This is a genomic window from Streptomyces sp. ITFR-16 (assembly GCF_031844705.1).
In the GTDB taxonomy this organism is placed as follows: domain Bacteria; phylum Actinomycetota; class Actinomycetes; order Streptomycetales; family Streptomycetaceae; genus Streptomyces.
In genome coordinates, this window is record NZ_CP134609.1 from 6175771 (window position 1) to 6200014 (window position 24244).

A 24244-nucleotide genomic window follows, 5' to 3' on the forward strand; every position below is an offset into this window, starting at 1 on the left:
TGCCCCCCGGGACGTTCTTCTTCAGGAACACAAGGAGGAGCGGTAACCGTGCCTGATCCGCAGAGTTTGTACGAATGGGAGCCGAAGGGCCTGGCTGTCGTCGACATGGCGCTCGCCCAGGAGTCGGCCGGCCTGGTCATGCTCTACCACTTCGAGGGATACATCGACGCGGGTGAGACCGGTGAGCAGATCGTCGACGGCCTGCTCGAATCCCTGCCGCACCAGGTCGTGGCCCGCTTCGACCACGACCGCCTGGTCGACTACCGCGCACGCCGTCCCCTGCTGACGTTCAAGCGCGACCGCTGGTCGGCGTACGAGACCCCGACCCTGGACGTCCGGGTTGTCCAGGACGCCACCGGGGCGCCGTTCCTGCTGCTGTCCGGGCCCGAGCCCGATGTCGAGTGGGAGCGTTTCGCCGCCGCCGTCGAGCAGATCGTCGAGCGGCTCGGTGTGCGCCTCGCGGTCAACTTCCACGGCATCCCGATGGGCGTGCCGCACACCCGCCCGGTCGGCATCACCCCGCACGGCAACCGCACCGACCTCATGCCCGGTCACCGCAGCCCGTTCGACGAGGCACAGGTCCCCGGCTCCGCCGAGGCCCTTGTCGAGTACCGGCTGATGGAGGCCGGACACGACGTGCTCGGTGTCGCCGCCCATGTCCCGCACTATGTGGCCCGCTCCGCCTACCCCGATGCCGCGCTCACCGCGCTGGAGTCGATCACGGCGGCGACCGGGCTGGTCCTGCCGACCATCGCCCACGCCCTGCGCACCGAGGCGCACCGCACCCAGACGGAGATCGACCGCCAGATCGACCAGGGCGACGAGGAACTCGTCACGCTGGTCGAGGGCCTTGAGCACCAGTACGACGCGGTGGCCGGGGCCGAGACGCGCGGCAGTCTGGTCGCCGAGCCGGTGGACCTGCCGTCCGCCGACGAGATCGGCCTCGAATTCGAGAAGTTCCTCGCCGAGCGCGAGGGAGACGGCTGATCCGGGCCGGGCCCGCCCCCGCAGGGCCGGGGGCGGGGCACTAGGCTGCCGCCCATGCTGAAAGTGGGCCTGACCGGCGGCATCGGCGCCGGCAAGAGCGAGGTGTCGCGGCTGCTCGTCGGTCACGGAGCCGTCCTCATCGACGCGGACCGGATCGCCCGCGAGGTCGTCGAGCCCGGCACCCCGGGTCTCGCGGCCGTGGTCGAGGAGTTCGGCGCACAGATCCTCACCCCCGAGGGCACCCTGGACCGGCCGAAGCTCGGCTCGATCGTCTTCGCCGACCCGGGCCGCCGCGCCGCGCTCAACGCGATCGTCCACCCGCTCGTCGGTGCCCGCTCCGCCGAACTGGAGCGGGAGGCGAGCCCCGGGTCCGTGGTCGTCCACGACGTGCCCCTGCTCACCGAGAACGGCCTCGCCCCCCTCTACGACCTGGTCGTCGTCATCGACGCCGCTCCCAAGACCCAGCTCGACCGCCTCGTGCGGCTGCGCGGGATGACGGAGGAGGAGGCGCGCGCCCGGATGGCCGCCCAGGCCACCCGGGAGGAGCGGCGCGCCGTCGCCGATCTGGTGATCGACAACGACGGGACCGTCGAGGAGCTGGAACCGAGGGTCGCCGAGGTCTGGGCGGAGCTGGTCCGGCGGGCCGAGGCCGGCTGACCCCGGGCCGGAATACCGGCGGCCGGGCCGATGTTCACCCCGCGGTGGACGAGGGAAGGATGCGACTGTGCCCGAGAGGAACCCGGAAACCGACGTCATCGACTTCCGTGCGGCCGAGCAGCTGCTCGCCGCGCGTGATCCCCGGGGCGCGGTGCAACTGCTCGACTCGGTCATCGCCTCCCACCCGGAGAACACCGCGGCCCGTCTGCTGCGGGCCCGCGCCTTCTTCGCTGCCGCCCAACTGCGCCCGGCCGAGCTCGAATTCGAACTGGTCCTGGAGCGGGAGCCGGACAACGCCTTCGCGCACTTCGCGCTCGCCCGCACCTTCGAGCGCTCCGGCCACCCCGAGCGGGCCACGCGCCACTTCCGGCTGGCAGCCGCGCTGGACCCCAACCCGGAGTATCTGAAGGCCGCCCGCTTCGACACGGAGAGCTGACACCTCCGCCCGCCCGTCACCCGTACCGCGGGCCTTCCGTGCCGCTCAGCACCGGTACCCGCGCCGTCCGGGGCCATGATCCGGCTCGTACGGCGGGATCGTGCTGCCCGGCTGGTAGTGCGGGCCCCGGCGCATGTGGTGGACGACCACGGCCAGATCCACCAGGACCAGCACGAGCAGCACCCCGCAGGCAGCCGCCCAGCCGGCCCGGCCGGTCAGGGTGAAGGCCGTCAGCCCGAAGACGGCCCAGGCCAGGCCCCACAGGCCCAGCCAGAGCCGCATCCGCAGCGGACTGCGGGCAGTGGTCGGTTCATTACCGCTACGCATGGCCATCGCCTCACCTACCAGCATGGACCCACGGCGGCACGGATGTCGCGAGGTGCCCGCGAGAACGTGCGGCTCAGCCGGTCAGCAGCCGCGCGCGCAGGGTCTCCACGGTCGCCGCGTCGAGCTTCAGCCCGTCGCGTACGTACGCGGCGAAGTCGCCGTAGATGTGGTCCACCTCGGCGAACGCCGCGCGCAGCCAGCTCAGCTCCACGGCCTTCGGGTTGCCCGTGTACTGGTTGCTGGCCAGGAAGTCCGCCTCGACCGTCTCCCGGGGCACGCCGAGCAGCGTGAGCAGGACGGCGGTGCCCCAGCCGGTGCGGTCCTTGCCCGCGCTGCAGTGGAAGACCGTGGCGCCCGAGGTGTTCGTGGTGACGGCCGTGACCAGGTCGTGGAACGCGTAGTCGGCGCCCACGAAGTCGACCATGAACGGGTAGCCGATGGACTGGCCCAGGTCGGAGGAGCCGGAGAAGAGGCCGGCGGCTATGGCCTGGGCCAGGGTCATCAGGGCCGAGTCGTGGAAGCGGATCCCGTGGCTGAGCGAGACGACATCGGCGACCTGGTACGTGACACCGGCCGGCAGCCGGTCCGGGTCGTCGTGCCGCTCCTGGGCGTTGCGCAGGTCCACATCGAGCGTCAGCCCCTGGGAGAGCAGCCGCTGCTGCTCGGCGTCGGTGAGGGAGCTCAGCTTGTTGGAGCGGTAGACCAGGCCGGAGCGGACCCAGCGGCCGTCCGTGGTGCGGTAGCCGCCGATGTCCCGGAAGTTGCGGGCGGACTCCAGGCCGAGCGAGCGGTCCGCGACCACCAGCGGGCCGCCGCTGTCCGGGACCAGCCGGAAGTACCAGCGCCCGGCCTCCGGAAGGGTCCCGGCGGGCACGGTCAGCGAGCCGGTGCCCGCCGCCGTCCCGAGCGCGGTGCCGGTGGTGGCGTCGGGGGAGGTGACGGCGGTGACGGTCACCGAGGCGGCGGGCGAGGCCCAGGACAGGGCGTAACCCCCGTCGGCGGCGCGTGCGGCGGTGGCGGCCGTGAAGGGGACGGCGGACCGAGCGGCGGCCGGCGCGGCTGCGGGCGGCGCGGCGAGGGCGGCCGGCGCCATGGCCGTACCGGTCAGGAGGGCGGCCGCGAGGGCGGCTCCGGCGATGCGGTGCGTACGCATGGTGCTCCTTGTCAGGTCCCTGCGGGCAGGGGAGGCGTCAGGAGGTCGGGGAGACGGTGCACGGGGTGGTGCCGCAGACATTGATGACACGGCCGGTGGTCAGGAAGGTGGCCTTCTGCTGACGTGCGGCGGGCGAGTTGCGGGGATCCTCGTGCGGATCGTGCCCGTAAGCGGGCCCGGTGGGCGGGGTGTTGGTGAGCGGAGGGGTGGGGGTGCCGCTGTCCCAGACGGTCATGGCCGATCCCCGGTAGGGCAGTTGGCCGGCGCCGACGTGCCGGATGCCCCAGTGGGGGACGGCATCGGGGCTGCGGCCCGGGGCGAGCGCGGGGGAGACCAGCCGGGCGCCGATGCTGCGCGCCTCCACGTCGGCCGCCGCGTTCGCGACCTGGTGGTCGCCGTACGCGATGTGCATCAGCACCTGGTGGTGATCGGTGAGGTGGTTCGCGTACGCGTCGGTCTCGCCCCGGTCCCACACCATCTGGAACAGCTGGAGGACGAGCTGCTGGCGCAGCTTGTCGGGGTAGGCCCCGTCCAGGACCTGCTGGAACGGGGCGAAGTCGGCGCTGCGGTTGAGCAGCAGCCCGTAGTTCATGGCGGTGACGCCCAGGACCCCGCGCCGGATGTCGGTCGAGGCGGCGATCAGCGCCCCGCCCAGGATGCCGCCCTGGCTGTTCCCGTCGTACGCGAGACCGTGCCGGGTGTCGAGGAGTGGACGGCCCCCGGCGGTACGGAACGCCGGGTCGCCGCCCAGGCCCTCGGCGTGGATCAGGGCGCGGCCGAGGAACAGGGCGTTCAGCATGCCCTGTTCGCTGCGTTCGGGGACGGCGGGGAACAGGGTCGGATCGGCGAGCGCGGCCAGCACGACGGGGATGTCGTCCTTGGCCATGCCGATCCAGTCCGTCGCGCAGAAGGTGAAGTCGTGCTCGGCCGCCATGTCCTTGACGTTGCCCGCGCCGACCTCGTTGCGTGAGCCGAGCAGTCCGTGCCCGTAGAGCGAGGGGCGGGAGGGCGTACGGAAGGCGGCGCGCGGGATCTCGCAGCGGAACGCGGCGGTCTGGTTGCTGCCGGGGAGAGCGCGCGGGGTGCCGTTCCGGTCGCGGTTCAGCACGGCGCCGGGCGGGCCGCCCGGCGTGTCCAGATAGCCGGGCACGGTGATCTCACCGGTGACCTCGCGGGCGATCCGGGGGTCCTGCTCCCGGGTGAAGTCCGTGACCCCGGTGACCGTGAAGGCGGGCGAGCGGTTGCCGAGGCGGCGGAACGCGTCGTCGCGGAGGGTGAACAGGTCGCCGGTGAGGCTGCGGGTGGAGGCGACCGTGAAGTCCCAGGCCAGATTGAGCCCCTGGGTGGAGACCCCGGCCCGGCGCAGGGCGCTCAGCGCGGGCCGCAGCCGGTCCTGGCGCACGCGCAGCGGGTCGTGCGCGGGCAGCCGCTCTCCGGCGACGGCGGCGAACGGGGCGGCGGCCGGAATCGTACGGCCCGCTCCGTCCTTGAGCCGGCGCAGCGCCACGGCGTAGTGGTGGCCGTCGCGGAAGTTGCGGGCCGGGTGGATCAGCAGGGCCCGGCGCGCGGGGTCTGCGGCGTTGGCGTCCGGCTCCGCCCAGTACGGCCACCGCTCACCGGTCGTGGTGTCCAGCAGGACGACGGGCGCGTCCCGCTCCAGCGACCTGCCGATGTCGGTGAGCGGGGCCGCGCCGGTCCTCGTCAGGTCGAGGCCCGGCACCTGGGCGATCAGGGTGGAGCCGGGGGAGAAGCCGTCGGACCGGTTCCAGGCCGCCGGGTCGACGGCCTGCCCCGTAGCGGGCCGGGGCAGGACCGAGGCGTCGAAGGCCACCCGGCGGCCCGTGTCGGTGCGCGGGTCCGGCCGGGTGTACCAGTCGTCGGGGAACGGCAGCAGGCACTCGGCGGGTGCCAGCGGGTCGCAGCCCCGCGCCGGGGAAGGGTCCGCCGGGGCCGCGTGGGCGGGCGGGGCGAGGAGCGCGGCGGTGCCGAGCGCCACCGCGAGCAGTCCGTCGAGTATCCGCTGCCGCACGGGTCAGCTCCCCTGGAGGTGCGCGCCGATGATGCGGGCGTAGGCGGCCTCGCCCTGCCGGTTCGGGTGCAGCGGGGCGGCCGGCGCGGTCGGCACGTACCCCTCGACCCACTTGTCGGACGGCGCCCGGCAGGCGTCGTGGCCCTTGCTCGGCGTGGCGACGTCGATGTACTCGGCGCCGTGCGCGGCGCTCTGCTCGGCGATCACCGCGTTCATCCGGTTCACACTGCCCTGGAGGAAGTCGGCGTCCACCGGCAGCACGGGCTGCAGCGGCCAGCAGCCGCCCGGCTTGATGTACAGCCCGTAGCCCGTCACGAGAATCCTCGCCTGCGGGGACCGCTGGTGGATTCCGTCCAGTACGGCCGCCAGGCGCGGCGCGAACGCGTCGATCCGCTGCGCCACCTGGTCGACCCCGCCCTCCGTCAGCTTGTCCCTGCACGGGGTGGCGGTCGGGTCGAGCTGCATGCAGTCCTGCGCGATGCCGACCAGACCGGCGTCGTTGCCGCCGATGGTCAGGGTCACCAGGTCGGTGTCCGCGCGCAGCGCGTCGAACTGCGGCGCCGCCGAGCCCATCGGGACGTCGAGCAGAGACAGGGACTGCTTCTCGGCCATGTGCTTGGACTGGGCACCGCTGCACGTCACGTCGCGCAGCGAGGCGCCGATGCTCGCCGCCAGCTCGTGCGCGTAGTTGTGCGTGGAACGGCCGCAGGCGAGCGAGCCGGTGACGCCCGGGATGAGCGGTCCCGAGGCCATGGAGTCGCCGAGCGCCACGTACTGGACGGGGTCGTCGGCGCTCGCCGCCCAGGCACCGGACGCGGTGGTGCCGACGGCCAGGGAGGCCAGGGCGACAGCGGTGGCGGCTCCTCTGACGGAACGACAGAACGCCTTGTTTCGGGACGAGTTCACGACGACCTCCGGTGCGCTGAGAGTGGGGGCATGGCGGGTGTCGCCGGTCATCATGCAGACTCGAACGCCGTCGTTTAACTGGTCGGTAACGCAGACTTCCGCGGGGGCTTTTGTGACGCATGACAACGAGCGGACGGCCGTCGGGGCCGGACAGCGGCCGTTGTGCCTCGGCGGACGCCCGGTGGCGGGCCGGCTGCGGGCCCGCGTCCCCGCCCTCACCGCCCGTGTCGTCGCCCGGCTGCTGAGCGATCTGCCGGTCTACGCGGAGCTGCCCCACGAGGAGATCGCGGGCGACATCGCGGACATCGTCCAGCACAACCTGCGCCTGTTCGCCGACGTCGTCGAGCACCGCAGAGCGGCGACCGACGCCGAACTCGCCCAGCAGCGCGACTCGGCGGCCCAGCGTGCCGAGGAGGGCGTACCGCTGGACGCCATCCTCACCGCGTACCAGGTGGGCATCGCGATGTGCTGGGAGGAGACCGCGCGCGACGCGGGCCCGGGCGACCTGCCGGCCGTGCTGGAGATCATGGACCGCATCATGGTCCTCCAGCAGCAGCTGACCTCCGCGGTGAGCGGGGCGTACCTGGAGGCCCGGCAGATCCTGGACAGCCAGGAGCACGGCGGCCGGCACGCCCTGATGGCCGCGCTCCTCACCGGTGAGGACCTGGAGGGCTTCACCCGGCGCACCGGCCTGCGCCCCGCCGCCCGCTATCTGACGATGGCCCTCGCGCTCGCCCCGCACCACGACGAGGTGGGCCAGGCCCCGGGACCGGGGACGGAGGTGGCGGCCCGCCGCAAGATCCGCCGCATCCGCACGGCCCTGGACCGGTTCGCCGGGACGCCCGCGCTGACGGCCCTGGACGCGTCCGGCGGCACCGTGCTGCTGCCCGTCGCAAAACAGCCCCCCTGGAGCGGGCCCGGCGGCCTGCGCGAGCTGATCGCCGAGGCGACCCGGGCGGCGGGCGTCCCCGTCACGGCGGCCGCCGAGACCGCCGAACCGGCGGCGGTGCCGGCCGCGGTGGCCCGTAACGCCGAGATCGTCGATCTCGTCGCCCGCACCGGCCGGGCGCCCGGCCTCTACCGGCTGGCCGACGTCCTGCTGGAGTACCAGCTGAGCAGGCCCAGCGAGGCGCTGCGCGGGCTGGCCCGGCTCCTGCACCCGCTGGAGGCCAAGCCGGAGCTGCTGCACACGCTGGAGACGTACCTCGAACACGGGCTGGACCGCCGGGCCGCGGCGGCCGCACTGCATGTCCACCCCAACACCGTCGACTACCGCATCCGCCGCATCGACCGGCTGACCGGACTCTCCCCGGCCCGCCCCGCCGACCTCCAGCACCTCTGCGCCGCCCTGGTCGCCCGCCGCTCGGTGTGAGCGCCCGGGGAACGGCCGCCGCCGCACGCGCGTTCGTCCGGGTATGAGCGGACAACTGGTACGTGAGGGCTACTCAGGGACGGGCCCCGGGGCGATCACCCCGGACGGCTGCGCGGTCGAGCTGTACACCCGGCTGGCCGTCGGCGATGAACCGGACGTCATCGAGGCGGCCGTGCCCGCCGGGGCGAGCATCCTCGAACTGGGCTGCGGGGCGGGCCGGGTGACCCATCCGCTGGTCGAGCGCGGCTTCGCGGTCACGGCCGTGGACGAGTCGCCGCAGATGCTGGAGAAGGTGCGCGGCGCCCGGACGGTGTGCGCCCCGATCGAGTCGCTGGACCTCGGGGACGAGACCTTCGACGTCGTGATGCTGGCCTCGTTCCTGGTGCACTCCGGCGACCACCGGGTGCGCGACGGACTGCTGCGGACCTGCCGCCGATACGTACGCGACGCAGGCGTCGTGCTCCTCCAGCGCGAGGGGGCGGACTACCACACCGCGCTGCCGCGCGAACGGGTCCACCCGGCCGGCTGCACGACGCGCATCGTCTCCTCGGAGCCGGTCGGGGACGGGGTGCGTTCGGTGCGCGCGGAGTACGAGTTCGCCGATGCCCGGTGGACCCAGACCTTCCTGTCCCGGCTGCTGTCGAAGGAGGAGTTCGAGGGGTATCTGGACGCGGCCGGTCTGCGGGTGGACCGCTATCTCACGGACGACGGCGTCTGGGTGCGGGCCGTGCCCAAGTAGCGCGGGAGAGCGGGGAATTCCTGCCCCGCCGAGCGATGAGTTATGGGCGGGGCCCCGGTCTGTACGGGTGTGCGCAACACCGCGCACCCGTCCCCGAGGAGCACACCATGTCCCCGACCGCCACGGCCGGTTCCCCCTCGTCCGCCCCCGTCTCCGCCCCCGCCGCGGGCCGGGGCCGTACCGTCGCGCTGCACGTCGCGCGGTACGCCCTGGCGCTGTTCCTCGGCTTCAGCGGGAGCGCCAAACTGATCGCCCACGAGTCCGCCGTCGAGTCCTTCGCCCGGATGGGCTGGGGGCGGGGCGCGATGTACGCCATCGGCTTCCTGGAGGCGGCCGGGGCGGTCGCGCTGCTGATCCCGCTGCTCGCCGGGGTCGCGGCCCTCGCCTTCTGCGGCCTGCTGGCGGGGGCGTCCGTCGTCCAGCTGACGCTGCTCGACCCGCCGAACGCGGTGATGCCCGCGCTGCTCGTCGTGGTCATGGTGCTGATCGCCAGGGAGCGCAGAGAGGCGACGGCGGCCCTGGTCGCGCGGGTCCGCCGCCGGGCGTGAGCCCGGCGGGCCCGGCCGGGCGGGCGTCAGTGGACCGTGCTGAAGCTGCGCCAGGGCAGCGCGCCGGGCGCGTTGACATCGGAGAACGTGGTGGCGAGATACGTCGTCCCCGGGCCGGTGCAGTCCCTCGTCCGGTACAGGATGATGTCGATCAGGGTGCCGTTGACGACTTCCTTGGCACCCGCCGGGGCGAGCCGGTGGCAGCCCTTGACCGAGGGGCTGTTCAGCATGATCACGGCGTCCCGCTCGGTCGTGTACGTGACCGGGCCGACCGCGGTCCGGCCGAGACCGGAACAGCCCGCGACGGTGAGGGTCAGGAGCACGGCCTGGGCGGCGATGCCGAGACGGCGGCGTCGGTGGTCGGTCACGGGCATGGGCGGATCCTCGTCTGTCTCGTCCGGCTCGGCTGTACGGGCTGACGCTCGTCACCCTGCCCGCTTCCCCGGGCCCCGGCATCCGGGAGGACGCCGGGCGGGGGACGGCCGGACGGACGGAGGTTCGACCGGTGTCCGAATCGGGCATAACGTGGTATTAGGGCGCGAAGTGAGAGAGCGTCGCGACAGATAGTCCGGTTCGTCCGGCTGGCAGGGGGCCGTCATGGTCCAGGAGCTCTTGATCGCCGTGGTCGCGGCGGCGTCGGCGGGTGCCGTGTACACGGCGGCGGCCGCCCGGGTCGTCAAGCAGTACGAGCGGGGCGTGGTGCTCAGGCTCGGCCGGCTCCGCGACGATGTGCGCGGACCCGGGTTCACGATGGTGCTGCCGGGCGTCGAGCGGCTGCGCAAGGTCAACATGCAGATCGTCACCATGCCGGTGCCGGCGCAGGACGGGATCACCCGGGACAACGTCACGGTGCGGGTGGACGCGGTCATCTACTTCAAGGTGGTCGACGCGGCGAGCGCGGTCGTCGAGGTGGAGGACTACCGCTTCGCGGTCTCCCAGATGGCCCAGACATCGTTGCGTTCGATCATCGGAAAGAGCGATCTGGACGACCTTCTCTCCAACCGCGAGAAGCTGAACCAGGGGCTTGAGCTGATGATCGACAGCCCTGCGGTCGGATGGGGCGTGCAGATCGACCGGGTCGAGATCAAGGAGTCCCCGCCTGCCGCAGCCGCTCCGCCCACTGCTTCCGCTCCACCCGCCGGGGCCTCCCCGGCCGCCCGGGCCGACGGTCTGCCCCGGAGGGCGAATTCCAGTCCCTCCGGCGTTTGAGGAGCGGGGGTCCGGGAGCGGAGCACCCGGGGGACGGGATCCCCGGCGGACACCGGCTGTCACACCCCCCGCCTAGACTCGCGAGTCAGAGGATTCCGTGCTGACCAGGCACGGAACACGGACCCGCACTCAGGAGGGGGACCGGTGACCATCGCCCCACCACCACGGCACGACGCCGACGACGACCGCCTCCTGCGCTGCGCCGCCGTCTTCCTGCCCGCGGCCCTGCCCCGCCAGGGCCGCATCGCGTTCTGGGACCCGGCGGACGGCCCGCTGCCGAGCGCCCCCGCCTCCACGTCCGACGCGGCGGACACCGGCCCCCGGCGCACCGAGATCACCGTCGTACGCCCGCCGGGCGAAGGCGCCGCGCACGCGGGCGGGAACACGGCAAGGGGCGACGACGAGATCCGCGCGCACACCGTCCCCGCCCTCGTCCTCCCCGTCACCGACGCGCTCCCCCTCCTGGCCCGCGCCCGGCACCTGCGATCCGCCCACCCCGCCACCCGCTGCTGGGGCGCCGCCGCCCTGCACGCCCTGCATCTGGTCGCCCGGGGCCGGATGCTCCCCGGCCTGACCGCCGACGACCACGACGCCTGGCGGGCCGGGCCCCGGGACGCCGAGGACATCGCCCATCTGCGGGCCGTCGCCGCCGCCCTCCCCTGGGAGGGGTACGCGGTCCCGCTCACCGGCCCCACCCCGCCGCGGCTCCCCGACCCCGAGCACCTCGTCGGCGCATTCCTCGACGCGGTCGCCGACACCCTGCCCCGCACACCTGCCGCCGCCTACGCCATGGGCGGGCCCTTCGCCGCCCGTGAGGCCCAGCATCTGCCCGGGGCGCGGGAGTGGGCGGTGGAGGTCGCCTCCGGCCTCGACGCCGGGGTGCGGGTCTCGCTGCGCCTGGACCTGTCCGCGTACGAACTCTTCGACACGGCCGGCACCACCGACCCGGACCGGGCCACCGGCGAGAGCGAGAGCGGGAACGACCCCGCCGCACGGCATGCCGCCGCGGCCGTCACCCAGGTGCACAGCCTCGCCGACCCCACCTACGTCGTCGACGCCGCCGCCCTGTGGAACGGCGGCGCGGGCGAACCCTTCGGCCCCCGCGCCAGGATCGACGCCGTGCTCGCCCTGCGCCGCGCCGCCCGCGTCTGGGCCCCGCTGGAACGGCTGCTGGACCAGCCCGTCCCCGACGTACTGGCCCTCACCGAGGACGAGCTGTACGAGCTGCTGAGCGACGCCGGGGCACGGCTCTCGGCCGCCGGGGTGAGCGTCCACTGGCCGAGGGAGCTGGCCCGCTCCCTCACCGCGGCCGCCGTCGTGAGGCCCGCGCCCGGCTCGGCCACCGACGGCACCTCGTTCTTCGACGCCGATCAGCTCTTCGCGTTCGACTGGCAGCTCTCCCTGGGCGACCAGAAGCTCACCGAGGCCGAGATGGACACGCTCGCCGAGGCGCACCGCCCCGTGGTGCGGCTGCGGGACCAGTGGGTCGTCGTCGACCCCGCGCTCGTCCGAAAGGCGCGCAAGCGGGAGCTGGGCCTCCTCGACCCGGTGGACGCCCTGGCCGTCGCCCTGACCGGCAGCGCCGAGGTGGACGGCGAGCAGGTCGAGGCGGTCCCGGTCGGCGCGCTGGCGGAGCTGCGCCGGCGCATCGTCGAGGACGACACGACGATCCCCCCGCCGCCCGGACTCGACGCCACACTCCGGGACTACCAGCTGCGCGGACTCGCCTGGCTGGACCGGATGACCTCGCTCGGCCTCGGCGGCTGCCTCGCCGACGACATGGGCCTCGGCAAGACGATCACCCTCATCGCCCTCCATCTGCACCGCGCCCACCCCGCCCCCACCCTGGTGATCTGCCCCGCCTCGCTCCTGGGCAACTGGCACCGGGAGATCAACCGCTTCGCCCCCGGAGTCCCGGTCCGCCGCTTCCACGGCACAGGCCGCACCCTCGCCGGACCCGACGGCGGCTTCGTCCTCACCACGTACGGCACGATGCGCTCCAGCGCGGCCGAACTGGCGGCACACAGCTGGGGACTGGTCGTCGCCGACGAGGCGCAGCACGTGAAGAACCCCCTCTCCTCCACCGCCAGGGCGCTGCGCACCATCCCCTCCCCGGCCCGCGTCGCCCTGACCGGCACCCCCGTCGAGAACAACCTCTCCGAGCTCTGGGCGCTGCTCGACTGGACCACCCCCGGACTCCTCGGCCCCCTCAAGGCGTTCCGCGCCCGGCACGCCCGGATCGTGGAGAACACCGGCACGGCCGCCGGGATCGCCAACGACGAAGCGGTGGAGCGGCTCTCCCGCCTGGTCCGGCCCTTCCTGCTGCGCCGCAAGAAGTCGGACCCCGGCATCGCCCCCGAGCTGCCGCCCAAGACGGAGACCGACCACCCCGTCTTCCTCACCCGTGAACAGGCCACGCTCTACGAGGCGACGGTGCGCGAGACCATGGCGTACATCGAGGCATCGGAGGGCATCGCCCGGCGCGGACTGATCATGAAGCTGCTGGCCTCGCTCAAGCAGATCTGCAACCACCCCGCGCAGTATCTGAAGGAGGAGCCGACCCGTCTCACCGGCCGCTCCGGGAAGCTCGCTCTCCTCGACGAACTCCTCGACACGATCCTCGCCGAGGACGGCTCCGTCCTCGTCTTCACCCAGTACGTGACGATGGCCCGGCTGCTCTCCGCGCACCTCGCCTCGCGCGCGATCCCCTCCCAGCTCCTGCACGGCGGTACGCCGGTGCCCGAGCGCGAGCGGATGGTGGACCGCTTCCAGTCCGGCGAGGTGCCCGTCTTCCTGCTCTCCCTCAAGGCGGCGGGCACCGGGCTCAACCTCACCCGGGCCGCCCATGTCATCCACTACGACCGCTGGTGGAACCCGGCCGTCGAGGAACAGGCCACCGACCGCGCCTACCGCATCGGGCAGACCCAGCCCGTCCAGGTGCACCGGCTGATCGCGGAAGGCACCGTCGAGGACCGGATCGGCGAGATGCTGCTCGCCAAGCGGGCCCTGGCGGACGCCGTCCTCGGGGCCGGGGAGACCGCGCTGACCGAGCTCAGCGACCGCGACCTCGCCGATCTCGTCTCCCTGCGGAGGCCGTCATGAGCCCGCGTCCCGTCGCCCGCTCCCGCCCCGGCCCCGACGACCTGCGGCGCACCTTCGAGGCCGTGCCCGCGCGCACCTCCGGCGAGGGCGAACCCTTCGCGGACAGCTGGTGGGGCCGGGCCTGGGTGTCGGCCCTGGAGTCCCTCTCGATGGACGCGCCGAGGCTCGCCCGCGGCCGTGCGTACGCGGACACCGGGCACGTCGCCGCGATCACGGTCACCCCGGGCCGCGTCGTCGCCTATGTGCACGGCAGCCGACCCCGCCCGTACCGCGCCGAACTGCGGCTGCGCGTGCTGACCGACCCCGAATGGGAGACCTTCCTCGACGCGGTCGCCGCCCGCCCCGGCCACCTCGCCGCGCTCCTCGCCAAGGAGATGCCGCACTCACTGGCCGACACCGCGGCCGACGCCGGTGTCACGCTGCTCCCGGCCGCCGGGGACCTCGACCCCACCTGTTCCTGCCCCGACCGCGGCCGCCCCTGCAAGCACGTGGCCGCGCTCTGCTACCAGATGGCCCGGCTGCTGGACGCCGACGCGTTCGTCCTGTTGCTGCTGCGCGGCCGGGGCGAGCGCGAGCTCCTGGAGGACCTGGGCCGTCGCAACGCCGCGCACTCCGCGCGGGAGCGGCCCGCCGCCCCCGCCGCCCCGTCCGTACCGGCGTCGGAGGCGCTCGCAGGCCGCTTCCTGCCGCCGCTGCCCGCCCCGCTCCCCGTCGCGCCGCATCCGGGCCAGCCGCCCTCCTACCCCGGCCTGCCCGGCAGCCGGGACCCGCTCGCCCTCGACCAGCTCGCCACGGACGCGGGTGCCCGCGCCCACGCGCTGCTCACCACCGGCCTCGACCCGCTCGCCGGGCTCACCCCGTGGCAGGACGCCGTCCGGCTGGCCGCCGCCCGTCCCACCGCCGGGCTCACCGCCACCACCCGCGCCCTCTACCGCGAGCTGGCCTCCGCCACCGGCCGCAACACCACGGACCTGGCCCGGGCCGTGGCCGCCTGGCGGCAGGGCGGGGCCGAGGGCCTGGCGGTCCTGGAGACCCCCTGGGACCCCCCGGCGGGCCCCTTCGACCGGGCCCGCCCGGCGCTCGCCGCCGCCGGTTACCCCCGCTTCCAGCCCTGGCGCAACCACCTCACCCACCCCGGCGGCACCCTTCAGCTCCGCTTCGGCCACGACGGCCGGTGGTACGGCTACGAGTCCGACCCCGGCGAGGACGAGTGGTGGCCCCGCGCGGCCCCGGACTCCGACCCGGTGGGCGCACTCCTGGAGCTCAGCGGCGGCTGACCGGCCGCCGACCGCTCAGCGGGTCACCAGCACCAGGAAGGCGATCAGCACGACGGCGACGATCGGCAGCACGATCAGCCGCCCCTTGCGGAAGGACTCGTTTTCCTGCTGGGCCAGCCCCCGCCCGGCTCCGTGCGCCGAGGCCAGATGCTCCCCGGCCATGTCGATGATCCGCCGGGTCGTCAGGAGCGAGGGCGACCAGTCGCAGTGCGCACAGACGAGGAAGTCGCGGTACGGGTCGTAGCGGAAGTCCCGCTCGATGTTGACCGTGAAGACCTGCCCCTGTTCGGTAGTGGCGGTGAAGTGGCGTATCGGTGCGCCCATGCTGTTCGCTCTCCCGCTGGTCGACGTCCGGTGGCCCGGAACCCGGCCGCGGCACAGTACCCGACCGCCACGGGCCGGCCACCGGCGGGCGGCGGTTCACCTACGGGCGGCTCGGCTAGAAGTCGGCCCGGGTGCGCTCCTCCAGCCGCGCCACCGAGTCCTGCGCGTACGCCTTCTCGTAGGCGTCGCGGATCCGCTCGATCTGCGGATCGCGCAGCCGGGCCTCGGACGCCGGGTAGAGCAGGGTCAGTTCATAGCTCCGCTCCCGCTCGATCACCCCGTGGGAGTCCCGCCACTGCCCGCGGCCGTCCTGGATCGTCAGCCCGTTCGGGAAGCGCGGGGTGACCTCCTCGTCGATGAACGCCAGGAACTGCCGGTCGGTCACCTCCGGTCCGCCGTCCGGGCGTTCGGTGCCGAAGAGCAGCCGGGTCTCGATGTAGTCCTTCCCCCGCACGGCCGTCGTCGCCGGCCGGGGGTCCGGGGAGGAGCCGCCGCCCAGCGTGGCGTACGCGACGGGCGCGCCCGCCGCCAGGACGGCGAGCCCCGCCGTCGCGGTGACGAGCGCGGCACGGTGCCGGGGACGGCGGCGGGTGGCGGCGGAGCCGGTGGCCGCCGGGTCGTTCGCGCGGGCGGGGCGGGGGAGGCGAGGCATGGGGGAGGCCCTTCGTTCCAGGTGCGGGGAGCGGGCGCGGACGCGCGGGCCTCACTGTGGCAAGCGGCCCCCATCGGACGGCGGCGGAAGAGGGGCGTCGCACGGAAACCACCCGAACGGGCGGGAGCGCACCGGCGCGCGGACGGTACCCGCAGGGCGCCAAAGACCTCCGGTGCGGGCCGTGTTGTGGCTGCCGGATCCCCGCTCCGTGAGCCGTCAGGCCGCGCGCAGCGACACTCCGCGCCCGGCGAAGAAGCGCTCGAACTCCGTCAGGGGAAGGCTCGCGGCCCGGGTCTGCGCGCTCGTCCCGGACGGGTTGTGGAAGTGGACGCCCGTCCCGTCGGGCGTACGGGACGTCAGGAGCACCAGATGTCCGCCGCGTCCCGTCGCGGGCTGCTCCGGGCGGCGGATCGCGTAGTGCACCGAGGCCATGACGGACCGCCCCGCGTCCAGCAGGTCCGGGATCTCCGCCGCTTCCAGACGGCGGTGGACGGTGGCGTCGAGGCCGTGCTTCTCCCGTACGTACACGGCGAACGGGTCGTAGACCAGGCCGCGGATCTCACCGGCGGCGTCCTCGGTGTACGCGCCGTACCCCAGCGCTCCGTCGCGCAGCGCGAACAGCGAGGGGGCGTCCGCGCCGAGCGCCATGCGCAGACAGGTCATCCCGCACAGATGGCCGGCCCAGCGCGCGTACTCCGCCGGTGACGCGGCGCCCGACCGGGCCCAGCCGGGGTCGGTCGCCGGGTCGAGTCCACCCTCGACGATCGCGCCGACGAGCTCGGGCGAGGCGAACTGGGTGTGGACGGGGACCCGGCAGTCGGGGCAGCTCACGGACGGGTTCCCTTCGTCGCCGGCCGGCGGCTCACTGCCGGTATCCGGTCAGGAAGCGGCCGATGCGGCTGATCGCGGCGTCAAGATCATCAGCGTACGGGAGGGTCAGGATGCGGAAGTGGTCGGGGCGCGGCCAGTTGAAACCGGTGCCCTGGACGACCTGGATCTTCTCCCGCAGCAGCAGGTCCAGGACGAACTTCTCGTCGTCGGCGATCGGGTGCACCTTCGGGTCGATGCGGGGGAAGGCGTAGAGCGCGCCCTTCGGCTTCACACAGGACACCCCCGGGATCTCGTTCAGCTTCTGCCAGGCGCGCTCGCGCTGCTCGTACAGCCTGCCCCCGGGCACCACCAGGTCCCGGATCGACTGCCGGCCGCCCAGCGCGGCCTGGATCGCGTACTGCGCGGGGGCGTTGGGGCACAGCCGCATGGAGGCGAGCATGGTCAGCCCCTCCAGATAGCTGCGGGCGTGCTGCTTCGGACCCGACACCACCATCCAGCCCGAGCGGAACCCGGCCACCCGGTACGTCTTGGACAGGCCGCTGAAGGTGAGGCAGACCAGGTCGGGGGCGAGGACGCAGACGGGGTGGTGCTCGGCGTCGTCGTACAGGATCTGGTCGTAGATCTCGTCGGCGAACACCATCAGGCCGTGCCGGCGGGCCAGGTCGAGGATGCCCTCCAGCACCTCGCGCGGATAGACAGCGCCGGTCGGGTTGTTCGGGTTGATGATCACGACGGCCCGGGTGCGGTCGGTGATCTTCGCGGCCATGTCGGCGAGATCGGGGTTCCAGTCCGAGGCCTCGTCGCAGGTGTAGTGCACGGCCTTTCCGCCGGCCAGCGTCGTCACCGCGGTCCACAGCGGATAGTCCGGGGACGGGATCAGTACCTCGTCACCGTCCTCCAGCAGGCCCTGGACGGCCATGGAGATCAGCTCCGAGACGCCGTTGCCCAGGAAGATGTCGTCCACGCCGACCTCGGTGAGCCCCATGGCCTGGTAGCGCTGCGCCACGGCCCGGCGGGCGGACAGGATGCCGCGCGAGTCGGTGTAGCCGTGGGCCTGCGGAAGCATCCGGATCATGTCCTGGACGATCTCCTCCGGCGCCTCGAAACCGAACAGCGCCGGATTGCCCGTGTTGAGCCGGAGCACGCTGTGGCCCGCCTCCTCCAGGGCGTTGGCGTGCTCGATGACCGGGCCCCGGATCTCGTAACAGACCTCGTTGAGCTTGCTGGACTGGCGGAATTCCATGCGGTGCCTCCCCGACCCGGTTGTGGTACTTGGTTTTACCAAGCTTGAGCTTGGAAAGTCCAACAACATGTCTAGACTGCGTCGCATGCCACGTCAGCCACAGCCAGCGACCCGCCCGGCCCGCCGCCGGAGTTACGACCAGTTCTGCGCCGGCGCCCGCGCCCTGGACGCCGTCGGTGACCGGTGGACGCTGCTGATCGTCCGTGAACTGCTGGCCGGCCCCCGCCGCTACACGGATCTGCACGCCGACCTGCCGGGGGTCAGCACGGACGTCCTGGCGTCCCGGCTCAAGGACATGGAGCAGGGCGGCCTGGTCACCCGCCGCAGGCTGCCCCCGCCCGCCGCCGCCTCCGTCTACGAACTCACCGGCCGGGGGCACGGCTTGCTGCCCGTCCTCACCGCGCTCGCCGCATGGGGCGCGCCCGCCCTGGAGGAGCGCCGGCCCACGGACGCGGTCCGGGCGCACTGGTTCGCTCTCCCGCTGCTGCGCGCCCTGGACGGGGCCGGGGGGCCGACGGTCGCCGGGGTGGTGGATGTCCGCCTGGACGAGGGCGAGTTCCATGTGCGTACGGGCGGGGTGGCCGCCGGTGAACCCGTGTACGGGGACGGCCCCGCACCGCGCGCCGACGCGGGCATCGCACTCGACGCGGAGCTCTGTCTCGCCCTGGGGCGGGGTGATCTGACCTTCGCGCAGGCGGTGAAGGACGGCCGGATCGAGGTCTTCGGCGACGGCCCGCTGGCGGCCGATCTGCGCGGCGAGTGACCCGGGCGCGGAGGGGTCCGGCGGCGGCGCGGGTCGCGGTGCCGGTGGCGTGATTCGTACGGGCAACTTCTGGGTAGCGTCCGGGCATTTGGGATGTCCGGGACACCGATGGCGAGGAGTTGCCCGTGGGATTCGGCAGACAGCAGGAGCGACTGGAACGGCAGGAACGGCGCGGTACGGTGCGCCCGGGACACCGGGGGCGGCTGGGCAAGGCGCTGGTGATCGGAGGCTGTGTGGCGGCGCTCGGCTTCGTACCGTCGGCGGCCGTCGCCACCCCGGGCAGCGGGGTGAGCGGCACCGTCGTCGCGGTGGGCACCTCGGTGGGCAAGCTGAAGGTGAAGGCCCCCAAGGGCCGCGCCGACGTCACCTTCCGGAAGATCACCATCGAGCCGGGCGGCTCCACCGGCTGGCACACCCACCGCGGCCAGCTGATCGCCGTCGTCAAGGCCGGGACGCTGACCCGCACGCTGGACGACTGCACGGTCGAGGTGTCACCCGCCGGCACGTCCTTCATCGAGCCGTCGGGGAAGAAGCACCGCCACATCGGACGCAATCTGGGCACCGAGCCCGTCGTCCTCTGGGTGACCTATCTGCTTCCGAAGGGCAGCGAACTCTCCGAGGACGCCGACGCGGTGGACTGCGGCAAGAAGAAGTGACGCGCGGCCCGCGCCCCGGCACCCGGCGGCCACCGACCTGCCGGGCGCCGGCCGTCAGCGGGCGAGCGTCTCCCCGTACGCGCCCAGACCGGCGCTCACCAGATTGTCGCGGAAGGTCAGCACCTCGTACACCCGGCCGCCGATCTGGTTGCGGTAGTCGATCACCACGGTGTCGACGCCGGCCCGCACGTCCATCACCTCGAAGGCGAGATCGGGGATGAGTTCGAGCCCGCGCGCCCAGTACGCGCGGAGCGCGTCCTTGCCGTGCACGGTGCCGGAGGCATCGCCGGTGAACCGGGCGATCATGGGCGAGCTGAACGTCACGTCGTCGTGATAATGCGTCAGGATGCGTTCGAGATCGTGGGAGTTCCAGTCGTCCTGCCACCGCGCGGCGAACGAACGGGCGAATGCGAGATCCATGGGCACGACCGTAGACCGTCACCGGCAAAGCGGACGAGGGGGGTGGTGGACGCGTGAGCGGGGAGCTCGACCCGGCGCGCCGCGCCGCGCTGGCCAGGGAGGTCCTGACCGCGCTCACCGCCCACTGCCCCGGCTCGCACGCGGAGCTGCGGGGCTCGCTCGCCCGGGGGACGGCCGACGCGTACAGCGACATCGATGTGGTGTGGACCGTTCCGGACGACCGCTTCGAGCCGTGCGTGGCCGCCGCCGGCGATGTGCTGGGTACGGTCCGGGGCGTCGGCTCGCTGCGGACGGACCCCGATCTGCGGCACTCCCGCGCACGGCGGCTGCTCTTCGTCGCCTTCGACGGCGTTCCGCTCTTCTGGCGCCTCGACCTGGAGATCACCGCGCGCTCCGCCGCAGGCAGCCCCGCCCCCGCGCCGGCCGGTCCGCCGGAACCCGGCCCCGACTGGTCGAGGCCCGCCAGCGCCCTCGCCAACGCGGTCGCCGCGGTCAAGGCCGTGCTGCGCGGACAGCCGGAGACGGCCCGGGGCCTGCTGGAGCGCGGCTTCGCCCGCGTCGGGGCCGAGCACCCCGTCACCGGGAACTGGGCCGAGGACATCACCGGCCTCGCCGACGCGGCGGCGGCGCGCGAGGCGGCGCACGGCCCGCTCGCCGAACGCGTACGCCGCCTGGTCGAGGACCACCGGACTGACTTCCCCTGACGGCCGCCGCCGGCACGGGCCGCGGAGAAGGCCATGATGGAGCGGTGCGATTCGAAGCGATCACCTGGGAACGGCTGGCGGACGCGCTGGCCGCGCACGCCGACGCGCTGAAGCCCGCCGGCGGCGGGCCCTGGCTCAAGATCGCCGTCGACGGCGCCCCCGCCGCCCGTACCGGCGAGCTGGCCGAGTCCGTGGCCCAGCGGCTGATGGTGCGCGGCCGGGCGGTGCTGACCGTGTCCGCGGCGGGCTTTCTGCGGCCGGCCAGTCTGCGGTACGAGTACGGCAAGCGGGACCCCGACTCGTACTACGGCAGCTGGTTCGACACCGGGGCGCTGTGGCGCGAGGTGTTCGGCCCGCTGGAGCCGGGCGGCAGCGGGCGGGTGCTGCCCGATCTGTGGGACCCGGAGACGGACCGTGCCACGCGGAGCGCCTACCGGACGCTGCCGGAGGGCGGGGTGCTGCTCCTGCACGGGCCGCTGCTGCTGGGGCACTGGTTCCCCTTCGACCTGAGCGTCCATCTGAGGCTGTCGCCCGGCGCGCTGAGGCGGCGCACGGAGGAGGACGAGCAGTGGACCCTGCCGGCCTTCGCGCGGTACGAGGACGAGGTGGCGCCCGCCGGGAGCGCGGACGCGGTGGTGCGCGCCGACGACCCGCGCCACCCGGCCTGGACCGGCCTGAGGCAGGAGAACCGGGGCCTGTCCGGCGGACCGGGGCCGGACAGGCCCTAGGGCCCGGGTGCGTCGTCACCCCCGGGCGCGTGGTCACCCGCCCCGGGGCGTCCCGTCACTCGCCGGGCAGCGGCGGCCTTCCGCCCACCGCCGTGACGGCCCGCGCCCCCGCGCGGCACCCCGCCGCCACGGCAGCCGCGTCGTCGGCGCCCGCGAGCCGGGCCGCGAGGAAGGCCCCGGTGAAGGCGTCACCGGCGCCGGTGGAGTCCACGGCGGCCGCGACCGGCTCGGCCGGGACGCGATGGCGCACCGTACCGGCGGTGGCCAGCAGCGCGCCGCCCCCGCCCAGGGTGACGACGACCTGACGGACCAGCAGGCTCAGCTTGGCCGCCGCGTCGGCGGGGTCGGGGAGACCGGTGAGCACCCGGGCCTCGTCCGCGTTGGGCAGCAGCAGGTCCGTGCCCTCGACCAGGTCCAGGAACCGGCCGACGCCGAGTTCCGAGAGGAATCCTGCCGAGGCCGGGTCGACGCTCACCGGGATGTTCCGCCGCCCGGCCTCCCGCAGGGCCAGCAGGGCGGTGGCGCGGCTCGTCTCGGCGAACAGCAGATAGCCGGAGAGATGGAGGCGGCCGACGCCGTCGAGCAGGGAGGGCGACCAGTCGCCGGGGGAGAGGCGCAGCACCGCCCCGCTGTCGGTGAGGAAGGTGCGCTCGGCGGCGGAGTCGACCAGGGCGACGACGGTGCCGGTCGGGGCCGCGTCGTCCACAGCCAGCAGCGCGCGCACCCCGGCGCGGTGCAGCAGGTCGCGGTGCCAGCCCGCCGAGTCGGCGCCGACGCGGGCCACCAGCCGCACGTCCCGGCAGCCCGAAAGCGCCGCCCAGCAGGCCGCATTGGCCCCGGCGCCGCCCGCCAGGGTCCGGATCCGGGCCGGGGTGTCCGTGCCGTGGACCAGCCCCGCCCCGTGCCGGGCCACGATGTCGGTGACGACCTCCCCGACGACGAGAAGGGCGCCGGTCACCGTGCCGTCCAGGCGGTGGCGATCCGCGCCGCGAGCGCCACATTGCCCCGGACGGCCGCGAGATTGGCCTCCAGCGATGCGCCCTCGGTCCGCCGCATCAGCTGATCGAGGAGAAACGGCGTGACGGCCTGCCCCACGATGCCGCGCTCCCGGCACGCGTCCAGCGCCTCGGCCAGCACCCGGTCGTGCAGCTCCGGGTCCAACTGCTCCTCCCGGGGCACGGGGTTGGCGACGATCAGCGCCGCGTCCGGGCCGCCGAGCGCGTCCTGCGCCCGCATCACCTCCGCGACCTCCTCGGGCGAGCGCACCGTCCAGTCGACCGGCTCGCCCGAACTGCTCAGGTAGAAGCCGGGGAACCGGTCCGTGCCGTAGCCGAGCACCCCGACCCCGAGCGTCTCCAGGCGCTGCAAGGTGGCCGGGACGTCCAGGATCGACTTCACGCCCGCGCAGACCACGGTGATCCCCGTCCGCGCCAGCAGCCGCAGGTCGGCGGACTCGTCCTGGGTCTCGGTCCAGCCCCGGTGGACCCCGCCGAGCCCGCCGGTCGCGAAGATCCGCAGCCCCGCGCGGGCCGCCAGGAACGCGGTCGCGGACACGGTCGTCGCCCCGCTCGCCCCGGCCGCCAGCGCCGGGGCGAGGTCCCGGTGCCCCAGCTTGCGCATCGCCGGATCCCCGGCGACCCGCTCCACCTGGGCCTTGTCCAGGCCGACCCGGGCCAGGCCGTCCAGCACGGCGACGGTGGCGGGCACGGCCCCGGCGGACCGCACCAGCCCCTCCAGCTCCTCGGCGACCCGCAGATTGCGGGGGCGGGGCAGGCCATGGGCGATGATCGTCGACTCCAGGGCGACGACGGGCCGGTCCTCGGCGAGGGCGGCCCGGACCTCGGCGGAGAGAACGGGGGCGTAGGGGGTGGCGCCGAGCGGCGCAGTCAGTGACATGTCCACATCCCTGTCGCGCGTGCCCCGGACTCAAACGTGCCGCGCCCGCCCCGGCGTTAGGGTCGGGCCATGACGTCTGCGCCGAATCCGTCCCCCTCCACCGTGCGCCACTTCTACGACGACCTGGCCGCGGACTACGACCTCATGTACGCGGACTGGCAGGCGAGCATCGAGCGCCAGGCGGCCGCGCTCTCCACCCTGATCGACGCGGCACTGCCGGCCGACGGCCCCCTGGCGTACGACGTGCTGGACTGCGCCTGCGGCATCGGGACCCAGGCCCTGGGACTGGCCGCGCTGGGTCACCGGGTCACCGGTACGGATCTGAGCCCCGTCGCGGCGGACCGGGCCGCCAAGGAGGCGGCGGAGCGGGGGCTGAGCCTGCGCACCACGGCCGCCGACATGAGGGAGCTGCCGTTCCTCGACAGCTCGTTCGACGTGGTCGTGTGCGCCGACAACTCCCTGCCCCATCTGCTCACCCCGCAGGCGGTGCTGGCCGCGCTCGGCGAGATGCGCAGGGTGCTGCGGCCCGGCGGGGTCCTGCTGCTGTCCACCCGGCCGTACGACCGGCTGCGCCGCGAACGGCCCGCGTCCACGCAGCCCCAGGTCCGGGAGGACGCCGACGGGCGGGTGGTCACCTTCCAGCTGTGGCACTGGCGGCCGGACGGCGAGCGCTACGACCTGGAGCACTTCCAGCTGCTGCCCGGCGCGCCGGCGGCCGGGAGCACGGACGGGGAGGCGGGATGGGGCGTGCGTACACGCCGTACCTCGTACTGGGCGCTGTCCCAGGCGCAGATCGTCGAATTCGCCACCCGGGCCGGGCTGCGGGAGCCGGTGTGGCACGAGCCGGACGAGTCGGGCTTCTTCCAGCCCGTCCTGGTGGCGAGGCGCCCGGAGCCGGTCGCTAAGGTGACCGGCCATGAGCACCTTTGATCAGTCCTCCCCCTCCTTCTCCGTGCACATCCCGGACGCCGTGCTGGAACCGGAACCGCTCGATCCGGCGCAGATCGTCTCCGGCGAGCCCGAGGTCACCGGCAAGGTGCTGTGGGAGTCGGCCGACGGCAAGCAGCTGCGCGGGATCTGGCAGATCACGCCGGGCGTGGTCACGGACACCGAGGCCAACGAGCTGTTCGTGGTCGTCAGCGGGCGCGCGACCGTGGCGGTCGAGGGCGGCGCCACGCTGGAGATCGGACCCGGCGACGCGTGCGTGCTGCGCGAGGGCGACCGTACGACGTGGACCGTGCACGAGACGCTGCGCAAGGCGTACCACATCACCCTCTGAACCGCC

The 24244-nt window shown here is 73.9% G+C and carries 26 protein-coding genes and 1 pseudogene; 15 read left to right on the top strand and 12 right to left on the bottom strand.

Going from position 1 to position 24244, the window contains the following annotated elements; translation table 11 throughout:
• The first annotated feature begins 48 nt into the window (after positions 1 to 48).
• The 3 genes from RLT58_RS27320 (at position 49) to RLT58_RS27330 (ending at position 2080) form a co-directional block, all read left to right on the top strand.
• Complete coding sequence (locus RLT58_RS27320; RefSeq protein ID WP_311313018.1) at positions 49 to 987, top strand: PAC2 family protein; 939 nt, start codon at positions 49 to 51, stop codon at positions 985 to 987.
• Between the two features lie 54 nt (positions 988 to 1041).
• Complete coding sequence (gene coaE, locus RLT58_RS27325) at positions 1042 to 1644, top strand: dephospho-CoA kinase (protein ID WP_311313019.1); 603 nt, start codon at positions 1042 to 1044, stop codon at positions 1642 to 1644.
• A 67-nt stretch (positions 1645 to 1711) separates the two neighbouring features.
• Positions 1712 to 2080, top strand: a complete 369-nt coding sequence (locus tag RLT58_RS27330) for a tetratricopeptide repeat protein (RefSeq protein ID WP_311313020.1) — start codon at positions 1712 to 1714, stop codon at positions 2078 to 2080.
• A 45-nt stretch (positions 2081 to 2125) separates the two neighbouring features.
• Here RLT58_RS27330 and RLT58_RS27335 read toward each other — a convergent pair whose 3' ends face one another.
• The 4 genes from RLT58_RS27335 to RLT58_RS27350 all read right to left on the bottom strand — a co-directional run bounded on the left by RLT58_RS27335 (position 2126) and on the right by RLT58_RS27350 (position 6495).
• A complete protein-coding gene (locus tag RLT58_RS27335) occupies positions 2126 to 2407 on the bottom strand; it encodes a DUF6343 family protein (protein ID WP_311313021.1) in 282 nt (93 codons plus the stop codon).
• Positions 2408 to 2480: 73 nt separating this feature from the next.
• Positions 2481 to 3560, bottom strand: coding sequence for a tyrosine-protein phosphatase (locus RLT58_RS27340; RefSeq protein ID WP_311313022.1), 1080 nt, complete (start codon positions 3558 to 3560; stop codon positions 2481 to 2483).
• Positions 3561 to 3597: 37 nt separating this feature from the next.
• On the bottom strand, positions 3598 to 5589 hold the full coding sequence (locus tag RLT58_RS27345; protein WP_311313023.1) for a hypothetical protein: 1992 nt from the start codon (positions 5587 to 5589) through the stop codon (positions 3598 to 3600).
• Between the two features lie 3 nt (positions 5590 to 5592).
• Positions 5593 to 6495, bottom strand: coding sequence for an SGNH/GDSL hydrolase family protein (locus tag RLT58_RS27350; protein ID WP_311313024.1), 903 nt, complete (start codon positions 6493 to 6495; stop codon positions 5593 to 5595).
• Positions 6496 to 6655: 160 nt separating this feature from the next.
• Between RLT58_RS27350 and RLT58_RS27355 the strand changes: the two genes are divergently transcribed.
• From RLT58_RS27355 to RLT58_RS27365, 3 genes are all read left to right on the top strand, one after another.
• Complete coding sequence (locus RLT58_RS27355) at positions 6656 to 7867, top strand: PucR family transcriptional regulator (RefSeq protein ID WP_311314672.1); 1212 nt, start codon at positions 6656 to 6658, stop codon at positions 7865 to 7867.
• Between the two features lie 43 nt (positions 7868 to 7910).
• Entirely contained in the window at positions 7911 to 8606 is a 696-nt protein-coding gene (locus RLT58_RS27360; protein WP_311313025.1) for a class I SAM-dependent methyltransferase, read from the top strand.
• 107 nt (positions 8607 to 8713) lie between these two features.
• On the top strand, positions 8714 to 9154 hold the full coding sequence (locus RLT58_RS27365) for a DoxX family protein (protein ID WP_311313026.1): 441 nt from the start codon (positions 8714 to 8716) through the stop codon (positions 9152 to 9154).
• Between the two features lie 26 nt (positions 9155 to 9180).
• Here the strand turns inward: RLT58_RS27365 and RLT58_RS27370 are convergent, their stop codons facing one another.
• A complete protein-coding gene (locus RLT58_RS27370; protein WP_311313027.1) occupies positions 9181 to 9528 on the bottom strand; it encodes a hypothetical protein in 348 nt (115 codons plus the stop codon).
• 223 nt (positions 9529 to 9751) lie between these two features.
• On the opposite strand from RLT58_RS27370, the pseudogene RLT58_RS27375 reads away from it, so the two are divergent.
• The 3 genes and pseudogenes from RLT58_RS27375 to RLT58_RS27385 all read left to right on the top strand — a co-directional run.
• A pseudogene (locus tag RLT58_RS27375) lies at positions 9752 to 10246 on the top strand (SPFH domain-containing protein); the annotation flags it as partial.
• A 261-nt stretch (positions 10247 to 10507) separates the two neighbouring features.
• On the top strand, positions 10508 to 13465 hold the full coding sequence (locus RLT58_RS27380; RefSeq protein ID WP_311313028.1) for an SCO1167/SCO6262 family helicase: 2958 nt from the start codon (positions 10508 to 10510) through the stop codon (positions 13463 to 13465).
• Positions 13462 to 14742, top strand: a complete 1281-nt coding sequence (locus RLT58_RS27385) for an SWIM zinc finger family protein (protein ID WP_311313029.1) — start codon at positions 13462 to 13464, stop codon at positions 14740 to 14742. The genes RLT58_RS27380 and RLT58_RS27385 overlap by 4 nt, the downstream gene beginning before the upstream one ends.
• 15 nt (positions 14743 to 14757) lie before the next feature.
• Here the strand turns inward: RLT58_RS27385 and RLT58_RS27390 are convergent, their stop codons facing one another.
• The 4 genes from RLT58_RS27390 to RLT58_RS27405 form a co-directional block, all read right to left on the bottom strand.
• Positions 14758 to 15066 carry a hypothetical protein gene (locus RLT58_RS27390; protein WP_311313030.1) on the bottom strand — a complete coding sequence of 103 codons (309 nt, stop codon included), beginning with the start codon at positions 15064 to 15066 and terminating at the stop codon, positions 14758 to 14760.
• Between the two features lie 115 nt (positions 15067 to 15181).
• Positions 15182 to 15718: a DUF3574 domain-containing protein gene (locus RLT58_RS27395; RefSeq protein ID WP_311313031.1), complete on the bottom strand. Its 537-nt coding sequence runs from the start codon at positions 15716 to 15718 to the stop codon at positions 15182 to 15184.
• Between the two features lie 216 nt (positions 15719 to 15934).
• A complete protein-coding gene (locus tag RLT58_RS27400) occupies positions 15935 to 16549 on the bottom strand; it encodes a cysteine peptidase family C39 domain-containing protein (protein ID WP_311313032.1) in 615 nt (204 codons plus the stop codon).
• A gap of 31 nt (positions 16550 to 16580) precedes the next feature.
• Positions 16581 to 17792 (bottom strand): pyridoxal phosphate-dependent aminotransferase, encoded by a 1212-nt coding sequence (locus tag RLT58_RS27405; protein ID WP_311313033.1) that lies wholly within the window; start codon positions 17790 to 17792, stop codon positions 16581 to 16583.
• Positions 17793 to 17877: 85 nt separating this feature from the next.
• On the opposite strand from RLT58_RS27405, the gene RLT58_RS27410 reads away from it, so the two are divergent.
• Positions 17878 to 18555, top strand: a complete 678-nt coding sequence (locus RLT58_RS27410) for a winged helix-turn-helix transcriptional regulator (protein ID WP_311313034.1) — start codon at positions 17878 to 17880, stop codon at positions 18553 to 18555.
• Between the two features lie 152 nt (positions 18556 to 18707).
• Positions 18708 to 19211, top strand: coding sequence for a cupin domain-containing protein (locus RLT58_RS27415; protein ID WP_311314673.1), 504 nt, complete (start codon positions 18708 to 18710; stop codon positions 19209 to 19211).
• Positions 19212 to 19265: 54 nt separating this feature from the next.
• Here RLT58_RS27415 and RLT58_RS27420 read toward each other — a convergent pair whose 3' ends face one another.
• Positions 19266 to 19631: a nuclear transport factor 2 family protein gene (locus RLT58_RS27420; protein ID WP_311313035.1), complete on the bottom strand. Its 366-nt coding sequence runs from the start codon at positions 19629 to 19631 to the stop codon at positions 19266 to 19268.
• A gap of 53 nt (positions 19632 to 19684) precedes the next feature.
• Here RLT58_RS27420 and RLT58_RS27425 point away from each other — a divergent pair, with 53 nt between their 5' ends.
• Together RLT58_RS27425 and RLT58_RS27430 are read left to right on the top strand one after the other, a co-directional pair.
• Positions 19685 to 20335, top strand: coding sequence for a nucleotidyltransferase domain-containing protein (locus RLT58_RS27425; protein ID WP_311313036.1), 651 nt, complete (start codon positions 19685 to 19687; stop codon positions 20333 to 20335).
• 44 nt (positions 20336 to 20379) lie between these two features.
• Positions 20380 to 21063 (top strand): nucleoside/nucleotide kinase family protein, encoded by a 684-nt coding sequence (locus tag RLT58_RS27430; RefSeq protein WP_311313037.1) that lies wholly within the window; start codon positions 20380 to 20382, stop codon positions 21061 to 21063.
• Positions 21064 to 21118: 55 nt separating this feature from the next.
• On the opposite strand, the gene RLT58_RS27435 is transcribed toward RLT58_RS27430, so the two are convergent.
• Positions 21119 to 22021 carry a carbohydrate kinase family protein gene (locus tag RLT58_RS27435; protein WP_311313038.1) on the bottom strand — a complete coding sequence of 301 codons (903 nt, stop codon included), beginning with the start codon at positions 22019 to 22021 and terminating at the stop codon, positions 21119 to 21121.
• A complete protein-coding gene (locus RLT58_RS27440) occupies positions 22018 to 22959 on the bottom strand; it encodes a pseudouridine-5'-phosphate glycosidase (protein WP_311313039.1) in 942 nt (313 codons plus the stop codon). The genes RLT58_RS27435 and RLT58_RS27440 overlap by 4 nt, the downstream gene beginning before the upstream one ends.
• Positions 22960 to 23028: 69 nt before the next feature.
• Here RLT58_RS27440 and RLT58_RS27445 point away from each other — a divergent pair, with 69 nt between their 5' ends.
• Both RLT58_RS27445 and RLT58_RS27450 read left to right on the top strand, forming a co-directional pair.
• Positions 23029 to 23889, top strand: a complete 861-nt coding sequence (locus tag RLT58_RS27445; protein ID WP_311313040.1) for a class I SAM-dependent methyltransferase — start codon at positions 23029 to 23031, stop codon at positions 23887 to 23889.
• A complete protein-coding gene (locus RLT58_RS27450) occupies positions 23876 to 24238 on the top strand; it encodes a cupin domain-containing protein (protein ID WP_311313041.1) in 363 nt (120 codons plus the stop codon). The genes RLT58_RS27445 and RLT58_RS27450 overlap by 14 nt, the downstream gene beginning before the upstream one ends.
• The last annotated feature ends 6 nt before the right edge of the window (positions 24239 to 24244 follow it).

Excerpts from the sequence above, each read along its gene's own strand:
- coaE (WP_311313019.1), top strand. The coding sequence starts at position 1,042 with ATGCTGAAAGTGGGCCTGACCGGCGGCATCGGCGCCGGCAAGAGCGAG.
- RLT58_RS27335 (WP_311313021.1), bottom strand. The coding sequence starts at position 2,407 with ATGCGTAGCGGTAATGAACCGACCACTGCCCGCAGTCCGCTGCGGATG.
- RLT58_RS27340 (WP_311313022.1), bottom strand. The coding sequence starts at position 3,560 with ATGCGTACGCACCGCATCGCCGGAGCCGCCCTCGCGGCCGCCCTCCTG.
- RLT58_RS27360 (WP_311313025.1), top strand. The coding sequence starts at position 7,911 with ATGAGCGGACAACTGGTACGTGAGGGCTACTCAGGGACGGGCCCCGGG.
- RLT58_RS27365 (WP_311313026.1), top strand. The coding sequence starts at position 8,714 with ATGTCCCCGACCGCCACGGCCGGTTCCCCCTCGTCCGCCCCCGTCTCC.
- RLT58_RS27370 (WP_311313027.1), bottom strand. The coding sequence starts at position 9,528 with ATGCCCGTGACCGACCACCGACGCCGCCGTCTCGGCATCGCCGCCCAG.
- RLT58_RS27385 (WP_311313029.1), top strand. The coding sequence starts at position 13,462 with ATGAGCCCGCGTCCCGTCGCCCGCTCCCGCCCCGGCCCCGACGACCTG.
- RLT58_RS27390 (WP_311313030.1), bottom strand. The coding sequence starts at position 15,066 with ATGGGCGCACCGATACGCCACTTCACCGCCACTACCGAACAGGGGCAG.
- RLT58_RS27395 (WP_311313031.1), bottom strand. The coding sequence starts at position 15,718 with ATGCCTCGCCTCCCCCGCCCCGCCCGCGCGAACGACCCGGCGGCCACC.
- RLT58_RS27405 (WP_311313033.1), bottom strand. The coding sequence starts at position 17,792 with ATGGAATTCCGCCAGTCCAGCAAGCTCAACGAGGTCTGTTACGAGATC.
- RLT58_RS27410 (WP_311313034.1), top strand. The coding sequence starts at position 17,878 with ATGCCACGTCAGCCACAGCCAGCGACCCGCCCGGCCCGCCGCCGGAGT.
- RLT58_RS27420 (WP_311313035.1), bottom strand. The coding sequence starts at position 19,631 with ATGGATCTCGCATTCGCCCGTTCGTTCGCCGCGCGGTGGCAGGACGAC.
- RLT58_RS27440 (WP_311313039.1), bottom strand. The coding sequence starts at position 22,959 with ATGTCACTGACTGCGCCGCTCGGCGCCACCCCCTACGCCCCCGTTCTC.
- RLT58_RS27445 (WP_311313040.1), top strand. The coding sequence starts at position 23,029 with ATGACGTCTGCGCCGAATCCGTCCCCCTCCACCGTGCGCCACTTCTAC.
- RLT58_RS27450 (WP_311313041.1), top strand. The coding sequence starts at position 23,876 with ATGAGCACCTTTGATCAGTCCTCCCCCTCCTTCTCCGTGCACATCCCG.